Below are 17,622 nucleotides of genomic sequence, written 5' to 3' on the forward strand. Positions count from 1 at the left end.
CGTTTAACCTTCAATGTAAGGATTTTAAAAACTCGGATATACCGAGTTTTTAGTCTACATAGTATTATATTGATCGCATTTATTTTATTTGATTGTAGCAGATGAGGAGTGAAAGACATGGCAGAAGAGAAAAAGCATTATATGACGATGGATGGAAAAAAGAAGTTAGAAGATGAAGTAGAATATTTAAAGACGGAGCGACGGAAAGAAGTCGTTGAACGTATAAAAATTGCTCGTAGCTTTGGAGATCTCTCAGAAAATTCAGAATATGATTCTGCAAAAGAAGAGCAAGCGTTTGTTGAAGGACGTATTGCTCAACTTGAGAAGATGATTCGTAATGCAGTTATGATTGAAGAAGAAGAAGGAGCTGCAAATGTAGTTTCTCTAGGGAAAACAGTGAAGTTTGTTGAGCTTCCTGATGGTGATGAAGAAGAATATACAATTGTTGGTAGCGCTGAGTCAGATCCAGCTGAAGGAAAGATTTCAAATGATTCACCAATGGCACAAAGTTTGCTTGGACGAGGTATCAATGATAAGGTGTCTGTTAATACACCTGGTGGGGAAATGGAAATTAAAATCGTTGATATTCGCTAATTAATATTTAGGGTGTTTGAAAAGGGTAAAGTTACCTCTTTCAAGCATCCTTTTTTAAAAGGTGAAATGGTAAGAGGTACATCGCTGGAATTTTGTCTTTTGGTTGAGATTACATGTGAAAAGCTGAACTTTGGTTCGAAGTCCATATCTCTCTAAAATTATGTAAGATCTTGTATGAAGCCCTTCTCGCGCTTTTAAAAAAGATCTTGTATAATAACGAAAGAGAAAGAAGAAAGGGAGTGGAGAAATGCAAGGATATCGTTATGAGCAACGTAAAAAGAAACGAGTGAATCGAATTTTAAATGTGGCGATCGGTGTAGTAACCATTCTTATCATAGTATTTGCAGTACAAATTTTCTTTAGTTCGACCACAAGTGAAGAAGTACTTACTGAAGTTGAGCAAGATGGAGAAATAGAGGAGAATGATCCTGAATCAATAGCTGATCCAGTAGAGAAGAATAAAGAGAATAATCAGAGTGAAGCAGTAGAAGAAAATGACCAAGAATCGAAAGAGGAACAGCTTGATGAAGAAGAACTAGATGAAGAAGAGCTAGAGCCAGTTCCAGACGGAGAGTGGGAACCAATTGGTACGTCACAAACGGGCGAATTTAAACCTGACTTCAATGAAGGAAGCACAAACTGGAATGAAATGGTCAAAGCCCTCCAATATGCTACTGGAATTGATGATATGACCGTTTGGTGGATTGGAAATGGTGGATCCGCAACAAGAGTACGTGGACAAGTTGCTCCTAGAGGCAATCCAAATGAAAAATATGAAGTGTATATTGAATGGATTGATGGCCAAGGCTGGATGCCAGTAGAGAAAAATAAACTTAATTAATCAAAGGGGTGAGAGGCTGTTCCAAAAGCCATAAAAAGAGCGGCAGCGGCTCAGCTAATGACTTAGAGGTTGTTTCAAAAGGTCAAAAAGCAACCTTTTGAGACAGCCTCTACTAATGTATGAACAGAAAGGAATTTAAAAGAATGTCAAATACGATTCTCGTTAATGGAACGATCATTACAATGGACTCTAAGCAGCAGGTAGTCAAAAAAGGAGCCATTGCTTTTGAAAATGAAAAAATTACATATGTAGGCGAGGTACCTAGTGACCTATCTGAATACGATGAAGTGATCGATGTGAAAGGTGATTATGTCTTGCCAGGTTTAGTTAATACACATGGACATGCATCGATGTCATTACTAAGAGGCTATGCCGATGATCTTCCTTTGCAGCAGTGGTTAGAAGAAAAGATGTGGCCGATTGAAGCAACATATACGAAAGACCATGCAAAATGGGGAACATACTTATCGATTATTGAAATGCTGCGTACAGGAACAACGACATTTGTTGATATGTATGACAATATGGATGAAGTTGCGATGGCTGTTGAGACTTCAGGAGCAAGGGCGAGGCTTTGTAGAGGGATGATTGGTTTTGGCTCTGAAGAACTTCGTCAAAGTAAGCTAGAAGAAGCTTCGAACTTTGTGAGAAACTGGAACAACCAAGCGAATGGCCGAATCACGACGATGATGTCACCCCATTCTCCGTATACATGTACGCCAGAGTTTATTGAGCAAATTGTATCAAAAGCAGTAGAGTTAAATTCACCACTTCATATTCATATGTCAGAAACCCATTCAGAAGTTGAGTTAAATGTAAGAGAGTATGGAGAACGCCCGGTTAAGCATTTGGAGAAGCTTGGCATGTTTCACCAGCCTACATTAGTAGCTCATGCTGTACATGTAGAAGACTGGGAACTCGACATTCTCGCCAAATATGATGTTAAGGTGTCTAATAACATTATTAGCAATTTGAAGTTAGCAAGTGGAATCGCACCTGTTCCAGATATGCTACAAAAAGGCATCACGGTTTCTCTTGGAACAGATAGCTCTGCTTCTAACAATAATTTAGATTTGTTTGGAGAATTAAATCAAGTTGCTCTCCTTTATAAAGGTGTTCACAACGATGCTACGTTGATTCCAGCAGAAAAAGCCTTACAACTGGCGACAATACATGGTGCGGAAGCAATTTGGTTAGATGATCAAATTGGAAGTCTTGAAGTAGGAAAAGAAGCAGATCTGATCGTGATAAATACAAAGCAAGCATTTTATCAACCTTCCCATAATCCGATTTCTCATCTTGTCTATTCTGGAAGCGGCCGGGATGTGAAAGATGTCTTTGTACAAGGAAAACAAGTAGTGAAAAATGGGGAATGTTTAACGGTTGATGAAGAAAAAGTCATGTTTGAAGTGAACCGTTTAAGCGAGAAGTTTTAAATGATAAGAAGAGGCTATCTTAATTGGGTCTGTACCCTTGAGAAATAGCTTTTTTCTTTTCTATTAAAGGTGCTCTTATAAAAATCTTCGACCTGGTTGGTGACCCTAAGTAAGTGAAAATCGAGAAAAGGGAACCAATCAAGAGTTATGATGCCCATAAAAGGGTGAAAATCGAGAAAGAAGGAATCGACAAAAGGTTGGTAATATAACAAAAGAAAGAGACCAAATGTTTGATAACTTGGTCTCTATATCTACTATATTTTGAGCAATCTCTTCTAGTCAATCTTCCAGCTCTCGAGATAGACTTTTTGCTCGTCTGTTAACGAGTCAATCCCGACTCCTAATGCCTCTAATTTTAATTGTGCAACTTTTTTATCTAATTCATATGGGACTGTAATAATGCGATTTCCAATTTCATTGTACTTCTCATTCACATACGCAAGAGAAACGGCTTGTAAGGCAAAAGTCATGTCCATAATTTCAGCAGGATGACCATCTCCAGCACCAAGGTTCACTAAACGACCTTCTGCTAGTAAATAAAGCTTGCGACCATCTTCTAATACGTACTCCTCAATGTTCTTACGTACGTCGCGCTTTGATGTCGATAAAGCAGCAAGATCATGCTTATTGATCTCTACATCAAAATGGCCAGCATTGGCAAGAATGGCTCCATCTTTCATATTCTCTAGGTGCTCACGACGGATTACATATTGGTTTCCGGTTACTGCGATAAAATAATCACCTTTTTTAGCAGCTTCAACGAGTGACATGACTTCAAATCCATCCATATAAGCTTCAATGGCTTTAATGCTATCCACTTCTGTAACGATGACCTTAGCTCCCAGTCCCTTTGCACGAAGAGCGACACCACGGCCACACCAACCATATCCAACAACAACGACAGTCTTCCCAGCTACTACAAGATTGGTTGTCCGGTTAATGCTATCCCAAACGGATTGACCGGTTCCATAACGATTATCAAATAAGTGTTTACAATATCCATCATTTACTGCAATCATCGGAAATGGAAGATTACCTGATTTTTCCAAAGCTTTATCTCGTATGACACCTGTAGTTGTTTCCTCACAGCCGCCACGGATGTTCTTTATAAGGTCAGGACGTTCTGAGTGAAGAAGGGTCGTAAAGTCTCCTCCATCATCAATGATCAGGTCAGGTTCAACTTCTAAGGTCATAATCAAATGTTTTTTAAATTCTTCTGGATCAGGTTTATGTTTTGCAAAAACAGTAATTCCGTCTTCTACTAGAGCTGCACAAACATCATCTTGAGTTGAGAGAGGATTGCTCCCTGCAATAAATACTTCTGCTCCTGCAGCTTTAACCACTTTCGCTAAGTAAGCTGTTTTTGCCTCTAGATGAAGACAAATGGCAACTTTTAATCCCTTAAATGGTTGAGTCGTCTCAAATTCCTCGCGAATTCGATTTAAAACAGGCATATGCTCTTTTACCCAATCAATTTTCAAATGACCTTCTTTGGCAAGGCTCATATCACGTACAATACTTTTCATGTTCTTTATTGCCTCCAATATATGTAGTTCGAACTATGTTCATAATGATAACGTATAATGGACAAAGATGGAAGCAGTGTGGAACATTCTGAAACCTGGTTGGCATAATTGGATTGCTTTTCCTTAATTAACGAATATTGCATCATTTATTCATGTAAAAAGATGATAGAATGAAAGAAGAGTAGGAGGAAGATAAATGGGAGAGAAAAGAGTAAAACAACTAGAAGCGAAAATTGCTGATTACAAACAATATGGTTTTATTTTATTGTCTTTAAGTATCTTTCTGTTTATCGGTTTAGTCATTCCAACAGAAAATACGGTTGTTATGATGCCAGGTATTTTTATCGGTGGCGTATTTATGACCCTTGCATTTTCTGTGTTTTTTCACCGTCTTGCAATGAGAGCTCAGAGACAATTATATGAAGATAATCATAACTAATATACTAAAAGGGAAACTGGCATAGTAGGTGCATGAACCTACTATGCCAATTTTTTTATGGAGCCAGAGTATATATATAACAGTATTTTCCATTACCTACATAAAAAACATCTTGTTCATTCATTAGCTAGAAGTGCTTTGAGCAGGATGTATTAATTTACATTTGTCCATTAATACACATAAAATAAATGAGTACAGACGAGTTATCCTATTATAGAATGTATACAAGGACATTAGAGAAGAGAAAGAAATGTGTCACAAGGGGAGAGTAGAGATGAAAAATAATCAAAAGACAAATAGACCGCTCGTTCTTGCTGCTGTTATACTTGCTATGTTTATGGCAGCTGTTGAGGCTACGATTGTTGCAACAGCGATGCCTGGCATTGTAGCTGATTTAGGAGGCTTCTCTTTATTCAGTTGGGTGTTTTCCTCTTATTTATTAATGCAGGTAGTCATGATTCCGTTATATGGAAAGCTAGCTGATTTATATGGAAGGAAACTGATTTTCTCAATAGGTATTGGAATCTTTTTAATTGGATCGATTTTATGCGGGTTTTCATGGTCTATGGAGATGCTAATCTTCAGTCGGATTCTTCAAGGAATCGGAGCAGGAGCTGTTCAGCCGATTGCAACAACGATTGTAGGTGATATGTATACGAAAGAAGAGCGAGCCAATATTCAAGGATATCTTGCAAGTATTTGGGGTGTCTCAGCGATTATGGGCCCTATTTTAGGAGCGTTATTCATACAATATGCCAATTGGTCATGGGTGTTTTGGATGAATATCCCTTTTGGCATTCTTTCGGCTTGTATCGTTATTTTCTTCCTGCATGAAAAAGTAGAAAAAAAGAAGAAACATGTCGATTATATAGGTGCAATTCTTCTTTTTGTATCTTTATCTACATTTATGTTTGTTCTTATTCAATTAGACGAAGGTTTATTTCTATCCAATCTTCAACTTCTTCTTATTACTCTTGTATCAATTGTAAGCATGTTCTGGTTTATTTCACATGAGAGAAAAACGAAAGAACCAATGGTTACCCTTTCTTTATGGAAGAAAAAAGAAATTCGGTATGCAAACTTAGCATCGTTTATGGCAGGTGCGATGCTACTTGCTGTATCTGGTTATCTTCCCACGTATGTCCAAGGTGTACTAGGTCAATCCCCTCTAATAGCAGGATTGACGCTCACCGTTATTTCGATTGGGTGGCCGATTTCCTCAACAATTGCAGGAAAAATGATGCTGAAGACAGGATTTCGTATAACCGCTATAATTGGTGGAGTGGCACTCATTATAAGTAGTCTTTGCTTCTTAACACTCCCTTATATCGCTCATTTTCTGTGGGCGGGCTTAGGATCATTTCTATTAGGAGTAGGAATGGGGTTTTCAACGACAACCTTTATCGTATTGATCCAATCTAGTGTAGAGTGGAATGTTAGAGGAGAAGCGACTGCGATGAATATGTTTATGCGGTTACTAGGTGGAGCGATTGGTGTTACCTTGTTAGGAGGAATATTAAATAAACAAGTAAGATCGGCGTTTGAACAAAATGGTGAATCGTTATCTGTTGAACCTAATATTGATGCAGTTAACGTTTTGTTAGAGGCTGAACAAAGAGCGAAACTTTCTTTAGTAGAGCAAGAGCAATTGCAAACCATACTCGCTAGTAGTTTGTCTGCGGTTTTTATGTCGCTGTTCATTGCAGCGATCATTGGATTTGTTTTCATTAGTTTGCTTCCTAAAGATTCCATTAAATCAGATAAATCCAAAACCAAGATGCCACGTTAGGTTATCTTGGTTTTGTTAATTCGATAAAATGAGTTAGGATTCGAGCCGTTAATCCCCAGATCACATAGTTATGATAAAAATAAAAGTATTCTTGTATTTCATGATAGCGCTTGGAATAGTTCCCCTTATTAGCAATTTCTGTTAAAGGAAAGTCATCCCCAGGTTCAAACCACATATTCATTGTATGTAGTTTCGGTTCATAGTTATACAAGTAGGAAAGTGGAACGGTGAAAGTATGATCGACTTCATGATGGTTAATGGAAAGATTATTTAAATCGAGTATTCCTCCAACAAATGGATAGATAATACCACGAAATGGAGTCACGAGTATATCAAGTGAAGCAATAACATCAATATGTCTATTTTCGATACCGATTTCCTCTGATAATTCACGAATAGCAGCTGCTTCTGGTGTCGGATCAGTCGGATCAATTTTCCCACCTGGAAAGCAAACTTCTCCCGGTTGTTTGTGTAATCGTTTAGAACGTACTTCAAATAGGATGGATAACTCATTCTCTACATAAACCAACGGAACAATGACGGCTGATTTCATGGAAGTTGAACCGAGAATACCGCTAGTTCTATTCGAAAGTTGTTGTTGAATATGAGAAAAGTCTTTCAAGAAATCACCTCCTTAAGGGGTTGAGCGAACTATTTGTTTCAAAGTATATCATATGAATTAAATGTAATACTCGAAAACACCCTATCTATCAAGTATATTTGTAAATTGATTTAACATGAAAAAAAGGTAGAAGTTCTCTGTCAGAAGATGTTACAAAAATGCTGTAAAGAGGGTTAGAGTACGGTACATTATTAACAGGAAAGGTCATTGACCTAGCTTCCAAAACTGTTCTCTCTACTCTCCCCCATTGCGAGCGATTCGATTATAGAATCGCTCACTTTTTTTGCCCTCATTGCAGAAAGATGAATAGAATATAAAAACAAATGATTGGCAACTGAATGTGACTTGCAAATAAAGCATAAATACATGAAAATGATAATAGCTGTATAGGCAGGCAAAGAAGGGTAAGGGGAAAGGCAACATGAACGTTCAGTCAAAAGAAAAAGAGATGCTCGCTTTTCTAGAAAGATTAGTAAATATAGATAGCGGTTCTAATAATAAAGCAGGAGTCAACGAAGTTGGAAAAGAGTTAATACCTTACTTTGAGAAAATAGGGTATGAAATAACGAAAGTGAAACAAGATGAAGCGGGGGATCACCTTATTATCAAGCACCCTGCACAAAAGAAAGCCTCTATATTAATTGTCGCTCATATGGATACGGTATTTGAAGAGGGGACTGCTAAAGAGCGTCCTTTTTCAATTCGTGAGGGGCGTGCATATGGACCGGGTGTCATTGATATGAAAGCAAGTCTTGTATCTGTTATTTATGCACTCCGATACCTTAAAGAAATCAATTCGAATGCGTATCAGGATGTACAAGTTATATTGAATAGTGATGAAGAGGTTGGTTCACTGACCTCTCGTCCGATTATAGAAAAAGAAGCGTATGAAAAATCGTATGCTCTAATAATGGAACCAGCAAGGCGTGATGGTTCAGTTGTAACGGAAAGACGCGGAAGTGGGCGTTTCACAATTGAAGTACACGGGAAGGCAGCCCATTCTGGAATCGAACCTGAAAAAGGTAGAAGTGCGATTGAAGAGCTTGCTCATAAAATTTTAAAACTGCATGAACTCAATGATCATGAACATGGTATTTCAGTTAATGTAGGGATCATTGAAGGAGGAGATGCAGTGAATACGGTCTCTGCAATGGCGATAGGCCACTTAGATGTTCGAGTTGCCACACTCAAACAAGCTGAAGAAGTGGAACATAAGATTGAAGAAGTTTGCGCGTCATCAGATGTAACTGGGACGGAAATCGAACTTACTGGTGATATGAGACGCCCTCCGATGTTGAAAAATAAAAAAAATGAAAAGCTCTTTCATATTGTCAAAAAAGTAGGCGCTGAATTAGGAATCGAGATAAAAGATACGAAAACCGGTGGTGGTTCTGATGCCTCTTTTACATCTGCTATGGGAATTCCAACGATTGATGGACTCGGACCGATCGGAGGCAATGCTCATAGTGACAAAGAATATCTTGAAATCTCCTCATTAACGGAACGTACATTATTACTAGCAAAAGTAATTGAGCGCCTTGCTGAGGAGAATAATAAAGTTCAACAAACTTGAAATGCCTAAAATGAAAAAGAAAATCATATAAGGAAAATAAGTGACTTACTATCATTCCAGCTCTTATAGAGTCAGGATGAATACGGAGTCACTTTTTTGTTTTTTTCTCTTACACAAATATTTATGAAGCATATTGTAAAATACTCTCTTTAAAATAGTGAGGCATAAAAAAGGTGAAAACCGCCCTAAAAAAGATCTTCGATGAAGTGGAAACGGCTTCGCATGTTGCTTAAATGCCACTGAAAAAGTTAAAAATCAACCTTTTTCAGTAGCCTTTAAAATAGTTATGGACTTTTTTAATGGTACAGACACGTCCAAGCCCATTTTTACATAGTGTTAAAGTAACGACATTTGGGGGTGATCTCGTGTCAACTATAATTGCAGCGATTTCTTACTTATTTAAGGAAGTAATCGTCTTTGTATCATATGTTAAGAACAACGCCTTCCCACAGCCGCTGAAAAAAGAGGAGGAACGAAAATACTTAAAGTTAATGGCCGAGGGTGATGAGCATGCACGTGACCTTCTAATTGAACATAATTTACGTCTTGTGGCGCACATCGTCAAGAAATTTGAAAACACGCGTGAAGATACGGAGGATTTAATCTCGATTGGAACAATAGGGTTAATTAAAGCGATCGAAAGCTATTCTGACGGAAAAGGGACAAAGCTAGCAACCTATGCAGCACGTTGTATTGAAAATGAAATTCTTATGCACTTACGAGCCTTAAAGAAGGTCAAAAAAGATGTTTCCTTGCACGATCCGATTGGAACGGATAAAGAGGGGAATGAAATCACGTTGATTGATGTCTTACAAGAAGAAGGCGAGGATATTGTCGATGTCATCCAAACGAATATGGAGAAAACACAAATCTATAAATTCATTCATGTGTTGGATGACAGAGAAAAAGAAGTCATTGTGGGGCGTTTCGGGTTAAATCTAGAGGAAGAGCGCACCCAGCGTGAGATTGCGAAAGAGCTTGGAATATCACGTAGTTATGTATCAAGAATTGAAAAAAGAGCGTTAATGAAGTTGTTTCATGAGTTTTATAAGCAGAGTCAAGGGAAAAGTTAATAAATTTTAACAGGCATTTCCTAAAAATCAGGAGATGCCTGTTGTCATGAAATTTCTAATTCTATACTAATCAAATAGTCAGCTTTTAGAACAAGCCTGATTTATACTGTTATAATGGCCACTTAAAGGTCTCGTAGTGAAATAACACCAACTAATTTTCCTAACACATTAACTACATATAATTAGTAAATTGTTTCAGCATCAGGTGCATCATTACTTAGCTTTTTGATCACATCTGATGCTACATCTGTTGAGGAAAGACTGACATACTCCTTTGTCATAACGGCCCCAGCGGTTTCTGGTGCATAGGATATTAGTTCCTTAACTTCTTGTGCTTCTTGTTTATTCATTTTCAGTAAGATGTCGTCGGCTTTTTCACCTTTCATTTCAGCTAGGAAGTCGGCAACATCATCTGCAAACATGTTGTTAACCAAAATATTTAAATGCATCCTCACTTAGCACAATGACCCGATTTTCTTCAGATATTGCCTCAATTTCTGTTTATATAAATGTCTCCAATTCATCTAACTCCGCTAAGTAAGCCTCTGCGTTCTCGCAGTAGGTACTTTCTCCATCTGGATCACGTTCAATTAAATCTTCTAAAATATTTTCCACATATAATTTTACATTAGAAACACTCATCCAAGCATGAGGATCCGGTTCTTCATTACTGTCAAGCATGATAGGAGTAACACATTCGCTTACAGACACAGTTTTGATATCGCCAACACTATCTACCAATTTCTCAAGCCATTCTTCTAATCCAAGACCATTTACATAAAAGACATCTGAATCACTAACTTTTTAAAAATCACTTGGAAACTGCTGGTAAAAAACATGGCAGAGGTGGTACATTCTTGTGGCTGTAATCATCTATTTCTCACCAGAAAATAGGCAGTAACCCATGAAGTAATTGGAATAATCAGAGCTACGCCAATTCCGGCACAAAGAATCGTTATGATTTCCGCGCTAAATATTTTAGAATTTACAATTTGTCCAACAGAATAAGTTAAATCTTTATACCATATGAGCAAGGCCATGTATCCACCAAAGAAAGCAAAAAATAACGTATTCGCACTTGTCCCTAAGATGTCTCTTCCAATACTTAATCCAGAAAGGAATAAGTTCTTTCTGCTAATGGTTGGATTATGATGATAGATTTCGCGCATTGGTGAGGTAATCGATATCGCTACATCTATGATGGCACCTATTGTACTCATAATAATCATTGAAGCTCCAACTTTAACAAAATCGACGCCTACATAAAGGGAGAAGATGCTTAGCTCATCTAATTCTTCCTCACCAAATCCCTGAATCATTGCTTTATCAGTTATGATGAAAATCAAAAAAAGAAGGATTACAATGGTGATAATGGTAGAAATAAAAGCTGTGACCGTTTTTAGGTTCACTTTATTTATATAAAATAGATTAATACAGCTAATCACGGTACAGGCCACCAATGTTAAAATAATTGGATTTGCACTTGGATTTGACATAAAAAGGATGGTTAGAAAGAGCACACCAAAGTTAAAGAACAAAGCAATATAAGACCGTGCTCCTTTTTTCCCGCCAATACCAACCATTAATAAAAATAAAATGGCTGCAAGACACATTAGTACATTCATAATTTTGCCCTCTTTTGTTTAACGAAGAAAATAGCAATATACAGTCCGATTGGAATGGTTAGTACGATTCCAATCCCTCCAGCAAGGGCACGAGCCAATTCCAATGAAAGATTCATTGATAGGGTAAACCCTAATGGAGATCGATTATTCAAATACAAAATAAGCATAGGAATGGAACCACTTATATAGGCAAAAAACAAAATATTTGTCATCGTTCCCATAATATCTTTTCCAATTTCCATTCCAGATGATTTAAGTGCTTTTACTGAAATGTTGTGATTTTTTTCATATAATCCAAAGATAGAAGAAGACATCGTAATTGCTACATCCATTACGGCCCCTAAAGATCCTACTAATACCCCTGCCATAAATACCATCTCATGTGGACGAGTTAAAAATTGCATTTCTTCATATCGAAGCCCACTTCCAGAAGTGAACCAGACTACTAGATACGTAATGAAAAGTAACATAAACGTTCCAACCAAGGTAGCAACAATCGCTGCATATGACTTTTCATTAAAACCATTTACGAGTAATAGAGAAATCACAGTAAATAAAATAACACTAATCCCGCATATCAATACTAAACTGACGTTTGATGTATTTACGTATACATCTAGTGCATAAGAAAGCAAAACGGCATTGATAACCAAACTAATAATCGAGAACATTCCTTGCTTTTTTCCAACGAAAAGCAAAGTGAAGATAAAAATCCATGCAATCCATAGAATGTACTTATCACGTTTGACGTCTTGTATGGTTCCAGTTAATTCAGTATTTTGTTGTGTTTTCGTATCGATCCAAACAAACAATTCATTTCCAACATGATATTCATGATCATAAGCTCTGGATGATGAATATTCATTAGTTAAATGGACAAGCTGTCCTTTTTCTTCTCCATTTTTTAATACTGCAACTATGCTCTGGGAGAATAGTAAATCTTGATTATTATACATATCAATTATTTCAGTTCTATCTTCGAGATTTGTTTTGATGATTTTGGCTATAGGCCGTTCATAGAATGAATAATTGTTATTAACAAAAAATACAGATGAGGCAAAACAAAAAACTATTATGGAGTATGTGAAAATTTGATTGTAAGTCATTTTTTTAAATTTGTTTACGATAACATTCAATAAAAACCCTCCAACTATTGCACTAATAAAGCGGAGAAGGTTTGAACATAGTGGTTTCAAGAACTTACACGTTCAAATCTTAGATTATATTAAGAGTACAATTTCTTAGCATAGCGTATCTGAAGACAGATTGCATCGCTTATGTGTAATTTACAATGGACTTAGAATAACAGGGATATTTTCAAAACGTCAAGATATTTTAACTAGTGGCTTTAGCCAACTATATTAGATGAAATCAATAATTATTTGTCACCTATGGTCAAGCGTGGATGTGTAGAGTATTTCTAAGTATATATGAAGAATAAAAAACAGGTATAACAATCTACCTATTTTTGTTATGAAAATCTTTATATTACCCATAATGTAGATTAATGAGCCTTTTAAAAGGCTGCCCCTCTTCTAACATTAAGATAGAAATTATTATGCATCTTCGAGCTTAAAAAAAGTCAAGAAGGATGTTTCTCTGCACGATCCGATTGGAACCGATAAAGAAGGAAATGAAAATGAGCTGTAAGAGCGGAATGTCTCTCTTACAGCTCTTCTTTATCAATTCAGTGGAGTGGCATTCTAAAGACGTGTAACCTGTCTGTTTACACGTTCAATGGCAAATGTATACGGAAAGTAGTAAGTGAATCATTGGAATCACATGTCATATAACCTGCATGTTTTTCAATAATGTTTTTACACACAAATAAACCTATGCCTGTCCCGAGATCTTTCGTCGTATAAAATGGCTCAAAGATCGTCTCTTTTACTTCAGGTGGGATTGCAGGTCCATTATTTGAAACTTCAATAATGACTTGATCGGTCTCTTTAAAACATCGAAGGTTGATTTCTCTAGGTCTTTTTTTTTGTTGTACGGCATCAATCGAGTTAAATAACACATTAAGAAATACTTGTTTTAGTTCATCTTTATACGCTTCGATCATAATCGATGGATCGATATCTGCTGAGACTAAGACATCTGAATCAACAATACTTGGATATAGAAAACTCAGGATATTGTCTAATAAATTTTTTATTGTGACATTTTCTTTTGGGTTGTCGATTAAGTCCATTTTTGACGTGTGAAGAAACTGTGTGATTCTAAATTTCAGCTGATCTAATTCTAGCTCGATAATATCTAGGTATTTAAGGTCTGGATATTCTATTCGCAGTAATTTGTTGAAACCAATAATAGAAGTCAACGGATTTCTAAATTCGTGAACAAAACTTGAAGACATTTGTCCGAGAATTGCGAGCTTATCTTTGTGACTTTGATTAATATAGACATTTTTTTGTTTTAATTCGTGATTCTTGATCTCTGTATAACTTGTTACAGCGTGAAAACAAAATTGATCAAAAAGCTCATTAATCTTATCTACGACTGAAGGAAGATCACAAGAAGTGAGTTCTGAATGTAATACATATTTAATAATAATACTTCTTCCTATATTTACATTATAAACAAAATCACCGATATTGATATTTGATTTGACTCGTTCTTTCGCTATTTTGTAAGCTAATTGTTTGACATCATCCTCGCTCATTGAATAAAGTAACGTGCTTTTTACTAAGTTATACATGAGATGGCCGTTTTCTTTGACTTTGTCATTATTTGTGTTGGTTTCATTAAGAACAAGTTGATCCTGCCACATATTTAAAAAGCTAGATTCATTCTCTTCTAGAAATTGAATAATTAATTCAGTATTTGTTCTAACTTGATGAGAATAGGAAGACATTTTTTTTACTCACCACTTTCATGAAGGATGAAAAATCCGATAATGACCGTATCTTAAACTATTAGACAATGTCCAAGTTATTTCCTTCAATATTTTCATTTTTCCTTTAGTAACTATCCTACACGACAAATTAAAAAAATCCATCCTTATTTAGAATGGATTCTTCTTAATCTACTTAATTATTACCCGTTAACGATTTCCCCACCATTTATATGGATGACTTGTCCTGTTACGTAAGATGAATCATCTGAAGCAAGATACACGTAGCTTGGAGCTAACTCAGCAGGTTGTCCAGGTCTTCCCATCGGAGTATTCGTACCAAATGTTGCTACTTGATCTGCGGGAAACGAGGCGGGAATTAAAGGGGTCCATATAGGACCTGGAGCGACAGCGTTCACTCGTATTCCTTTTTTGACTATACTTTGTGACAAGGATCTAGTAAGAGCAATCATAGCCCCTTTTGTTGAAGCATAATCCATTAGGACTGGATTGCCTTTGTATGCAACGATGGAAGCTGTATTAATGATAGAGCTACCTTGTTTTAAGTGAGGCATACTTGCTTTAATAAAGTGAAAACATGAAAAGATATTTGTCTTAAATGTCCGTTCCATTTGTTCGACGCTTATATCTTCAATGTTCTCCTGATAATGCTGTTCAGCGGCATTATTAACTAAGCAATCTAAACTTCCAAATGTTGAAACCGTTTCTTTAACAGCTGTCTGACAAAATGACTCATCCCCGATATCACCAGAGAGTAATAAACATTCTCCCCCATACTTTTCAACTGCAGTTTTGGTTTGAGTGGCATCATCATGCTCATCAAGATACACAATGGAGAGCTTTGCTCCTTCTTTAGCAAAAGCAATAGCAACCGCACGTCCAATGCCACTGTCACCACCTGTAATGAGAACAACTTTATTTGCTAATTTCCCACTGCCGCTATAATTTGGATCATCGTATACTGGCAGGGGGTTCATCTGACTTTCTAATCCTGGTTGATGATTTTGAGATTGGGAAGGCTGTCCGTTTGTTTGCTTTGATTGAATATCATTATACTTCATTATTAACCACTCCTTAAGAAATTCACATTTAAACTCGACCACTTTTAAGATTCCTTATTTTGAGATGATTTAAACCATTAATTTATATTTTTGGGACTTAGTTCTAGTCTAACGTTCAAGAAAATAAGATAAATTGACTATAATAAAGGGAGAGAAAAGGATGACACTATATGGGATTTTTGTATTAATTCATGTTATTAGTGCGGTTGTTGGGTTAGGAGCATCATTTGCCTTACCATCGATAATAAATTCTCCCCAAACAGCCAAAGATGCACGGTACTCATTGTTATTAAATGCTAAGGTTGAAGTGTTTGCAAAAGTTGGAAGTATCACGTTGCTTGTAACAGGACTGATTTTAGGAGCGTTGAACACGACTCTTTTTACAACTGGGTGGTATGTAACATCGATACTGATTTACATCGGAGTACAGTTTATCGTTGCTGGTGTTATGCCAAGAACAATCAAAACAATGGAGAGCTCCTTAACAGATTATAATGATGAGGATTTACCGGCAGGGTATACGGAAGGAGTCTTGAAATTAAAACTATATACAGCGATTGTACATTCAGCAGTCGTCATTTTAATTATTTTGATGGTCGTTAAACCATTCTAGAATTATAAAAGGGAGCCTCAAGGTTTGGTAGTAACCATTTGAGACTCCCTTTTTATCTTAGGCAACTTTTTGAGAAGCTGCGCCGTTCAAAACTTGTAGGTGGGCTTTACGGACTTTATATACGTACCAAACTGCCACAAGAAGAGTTATGCCTCCTCCAATTGCCAATGATCGCTCATAAGGCAAGGAGAAGCCCTCTGGAGCATATAAAAAGTACGTAGACACGACACCAGTCATAAACAACGCTGGTAAGCCACAAATCCAGTGAAATTTTCGTGATTCAAGCAAATACATAGCTGCAGTCCATAACATGACAGTAGCAACTAGTTGATTTGTTCCTCCAACATATCTCCATAAAAACGTGTAATCAATAGTAGCGAGCCAAATAGTTGGAATTGTAACAGGAATCGTTGCAAGTAACACTCCTTTTAGGCCACGTACTTTGAAAAATTTCTCAACTAATTCCGACACCATCATACGAGAGGATCGTAAAGCTGTGTCACCAGTTGTAATAGGTAAGATAATGACACCTAGTATCGCTAATATTCCTCCAAGTATTCCAAGAAACGATGTTGAAATTTCATTAACAACTCCTGCGGGGCCACCAACCGCTAATGCTTCTTGTAATCCTCCTGTACTTCCGAAGAACGTCATTCCAGCTGCCGCCCAAATAAGAGCAATAATTCCTTCAGCAACCATAGCACCATAGAATACCTTTCTACCATCAGATTCACGTTTGATCGTACGCGCTAAAATTGGACTTTGTGTACTATGAAAGCCAGAAATGGCGCCACATGAAATAGTAACCATTAATAGCGGCCAAATTGGTAATTCTCCAGGGTGTAAATTTTCTAATGTTAAGTTCGGAATTGGGTTTTCTGTAAAAAGCAAAGCCACTCCAATTGAAACAGCCATAAAGATTAAAATGGCACCAAAAATGGGATAAATACGCCCGATAATACGATTAACAGGTAACACAGCGGCCACTAGAAAATAAACAAAAATAAGTGCTAATGCAAATGAAAAGGATAGCGGCGTAAGACTAGCGATTAATTGAGCTGGACCAGCTGTAAAAGCAGCGGCCACTAGAATCATTAAGACGATTGAAACAAAATTTATTATGATCTTCATATTTTTTCCAAGATAGCGTCCAACTAAGGTTGGAAATTGGGCACCGTTGTGACGAAGTGAAAGCATACCAGAAAAGTAATCATGAACCGCTCCTGCGACGAGACAACCAACCACAATCCATATAAACGCAACAGGTCCATATAATGCGCCAGCTACAGCTCCGAAAATGGGGCCAAGACCAGCAATGTTTAATAGTTGAATTAAGCTTGCTTTCCACCAGGGCATCGGTGAATAGTCTAGTCCTTCTTGATTCGTGTATGCAGGTGTCTTGTTATGATCATTAATTCCAAAGATTCGTTCTACGACCTTAGAATAGATGAAATAACCTATAACAAGCAATGCTATGGATACTAAAAATGTAAACATATTGAATCCCCCAGTTGTCTGAAAAATCTGTATGATAAGTATTGTAACGATATCTGACATACGAATCAATATATTT

The 17,622-nt window shown here is 36.9% G+C and carries 16 protein-coding genes and 2 pseudogenes; 9 read left to right on the forward strand and 9 right to left on the reverse strand.

Features of this window, described 5'->3' with window-relative positions:
- Positions 1 to 117: 117 nt before the first annotated feature.
- From greA to SAZ04_RS02760, 3 genes are all read left to right on the forward strand, one after another.
- Positions 118 to 594: a transcription elongation factor GreA gene (greA, locus tag SAZ04_RS02750; RefSeq protein WP_332690718.1), complete on the forward strand. Its 477-nt coding sequence runs from the start codon at positions 118 to 120 to the stop codon at positions 592 to 594.
- A gap of 247 nt (positions 595 to 841) precedes the next feature.
- The gene (locus SAZ04_RS02755; RefSeq protein WP_332690721.1) at positions 842 to 1,435 is read left to right on the forward strand and encodes a YrrS family protein; all 594 of its coding nucleotides are present in this window, start codon (positions 842 to 844) and stop codon (positions 1,433 to 1,435) included.
- Positions 1,436 to 1,578: 143 nt separating this feature from the next.
- Positions 1,579 to 2,871, forward strand: a complete 1,293-nt coding sequence (locus SAZ04_RS02760) for an amidohydrolase family protein (RefSeq protein WP_332690724.1) — start codon at positions 1,579 to 1,581, stop codon at positions 2,869 to 2,871.
- A gap of 275 nt (positions 2,872 to 3,146) precedes the next feature.
- On the opposite strand, the gene SAZ04_RS02765 is transcribed toward SAZ04_RS02760, so the two are convergent.
- Positions 3,147 to 4,397 carry an adenosylhomocysteinase gene (locus tag SAZ04_RS02765; RefSeq protein ID WP_332690727.1) on the reverse strand — a complete coding sequence of 417 codons (1,251 nt, stop codon included), beginning with the start codon at positions 4,395 to 4,397 and terminating at the stop codon, positions 3,147 to 3,149.
- A 196-nt stretch (positions 4,398 to 4,593) separates the two neighbouring features.
- Between SAZ04_RS02765 and SAZ04_RS02770 the strand changes: the two genes are divergently transcribed.
- Entirely contained in the window at positions 4,594 to 4,836 is a 243-nt protein-coding gene (locus SAZ04_RS02770) for a YrhC family protein (protein WP_332690730.1), read from the forward strand.
- 274 nt (positions 4,837 to 5,110) lie between these two features.
- On the forward strand, positions 5,111 to 6,625 hold the full coding sequence (locus SAZ04_RS02775) for an MDR family MFS transporter (RefSeq protein ID WP_332690733.1): 1,515 nt from the start codon (positions 5,111 to 5,113) through the stop codon (positions 6,623 to 6,625).
- 1 nt (position 6,626) lies between these two features.
- On the opposite strand, the gene SAZ04_RS02780 is transcribed toward SAZ04_RS02775, so the two are convergent.
- The gene (locus SAZ04_RS02780; protein WP_332690736.1) at positions 6,627 to 7,247 is read right to left on the reverse strand and encodes an NUDIX hydrolase; all 621 of its coding nucleotides are present in this window, start codon (positions 7,245 to 7,247) and stop codon (positions 6,627 to 6,629) included.
- A 421-nt stretch (positions 7,248 to 7,668) separates the two neighbouring features.
- On the opposite strand from SAZ04_RS02780, the gene SAZ04_RS02785 reads away from it, so the two are divergent.
- Positions 7,669 to 8,820 carry a M20 family metallopeptidase gene (locus SAZ04_RS02785; protein WP_332690738.1) on the forward strand — a complete coding sequence of 384 codons (1,152 nt, stop codon included), beginning with the start codon at positions 7,669 to 7,671 and terminating at the stop codon, positions 8,818 to 8,820.
- A 365-nt stretch (positions 8,821 to 9,185) separates the two neighbouring features.
- Positions 9,186 to 9,893, forward strand: coding sequence for an RNA polymerase sporulation sigma factor SigK (gene sigK, locus SAZ04_RS02790; protein WP_332690741.1), 708 nt, complete (start codon positions 9,186 to 9,188; stop codon positions 9,891 to 9,893).
- A 182-nt stretch (positions 9,894 to 10,075) separates the two neighbouring features.
- Here sigK and SAZ04_RS02795 read toward each other — a convergent pair whose 3' ends face one another.
- The 4 genes and pseudogenes from SAZ04_RS02795 to SAZ04_RS02810 all read right to left on the reverse strand — a co-directional run bounded on the left by SAZ04_RS02795 (position 10,076) and on the right by SAZ04_RS02810 (position 12,654).
- Positions 10,076 to 10,327, reverse strand: coding sequence for a magnesium transporter MgtE N-terminal domain-containing protein (locus SAZ04_RS02795; protein WP_332690744.1), 252 nt, complete (start codon positions 10,325 to 10,327; stop codon positions 10,076 to 10,078).
- Between the two features lie 67 nt (positions 10,328 to 10,394).
- Positions 10,395 to 10,685, reverse strand: a pseudogene (locus SAZ04_RS02800) (metal ABC transporter solute-binding protein, Zn/Mn family); the annotation flags it as partial.
- Between the two features lie 77 nt (positions 10,686 to 10,762).
- Positions 10,763 to 11,518 carry a YibE/F family protein gene (locus tag SAZ04_RS02805; protein ID WP_332690747.1) on the reverse strand — a complete coding sequence of 252 codons (756 nt, stop codon included), beginning with the start codon at positions 11,516 to 11,518 and terminating at the stop codon, positions 10,763 to 10,765.
- Positions 11,515 to 12,654: a YibE/F family protein gene (locus tag SAZ04_RS02810; RefSeq protein WP_431308945.1), complete on the reverse strand. Its 1,140-nt coding sequence runs from the start codon at positions 12,652 to 12,654 to the stop codon at positions 11,515 to 11,517. Before SAZ04_RS02810 ends, SAZ04_RS02805 begins: the two co-directional genes overlap by 4 nt.
- Positions 12,655 to 13,058: 404 nt before the next feature.
- Between SAZ04_RS02810 and SAZ04_RS23325 the strand changes: the two are divergent.
- Positions 13,059 to 13,156 (forward strand): annotated as a pseudogene (locus SAZ04_RS23325) (RNA polymerase subunit sigma); the annotation flags it as partial.
- Between the two features lie 88 nt (positions 13,157 to 13,244).
- Here the strand turns inward: SAZ04_RS23325 and SAZ04_RS02815 are convergent.
- Both SAZ04_RS02815 and SAZ04_RS02820 read right to left on the reverse strand, forming a co-directional pair.
- Complete coding sequence (locus tag SAZ04_RS02815; RefSeq protein ID WP_332690751.1) at positions 13,245 to 14,375, reverse strand: histidine kinase N-terminal domain-containing protein; 1,131 nt, start codon at positions 14,373 to 14,375, stop codon at positions 13,245 to 13,247.
- 182 nt (positions 14,376 to 14,557) lie between these two features.
- A complete protein-coding gene (locus tag SAZ04_RS02820) occupies positions 14,558 to 15,436 on the reverse strand; it encodes an SDR family oxidoreductase (RefSeq protein WP_332690754.1) in 879 nt (292 codons plus the stop codon).
- A 160-nt stretch (positions 15,437 to 15,596) separates the two neighbouring features.
- Between SAZ04_RS02820 and SAZ04_RS02825 the strand changes: the two genes are divergently transcribed.
- Positions 15,597 to 16,049, forward strand: coding sequence for a DUF2269 family protein (locus SAZ04_RS02825; RefSeq protein ID WP_332690757.1), 453 nt, complete (start codon positions 15,597 to 15,599; stop codon positions 16,047 to 16,049).
- A 57-nt stretch (positions 16,050 to 16,106) separates the two neighbouring features.
- Here the strand turns inward: SAZ04_RS02825 and SAZ04_RS02830 are convergent, their stop codons facing one another.
- Complete coding sequence (locus tag SAZ04_RS02830; RefSeq protein WP_332690760.1) at positions 16,107 to 17,546, reverse strand: carbon starvation CstA family protein; 1,440 nt, start codon at positions 17,544 to 17,546, stop codon at positions 16,107 to 16,109.
- Between the last annotated feature and the right edge of the window lie 76 nt (positions 17,547 to 17,622).

Source organism: Halalkalibacter lacteus, assembly GCF_036663595.1.
GTDB classification, from domain to species: domain Bacteria; phylum Bacillota; class Bacilli; order Bacillales; family Bacillaceae_D; genus Halalkalibacter; species Halalkalibacter lacteus.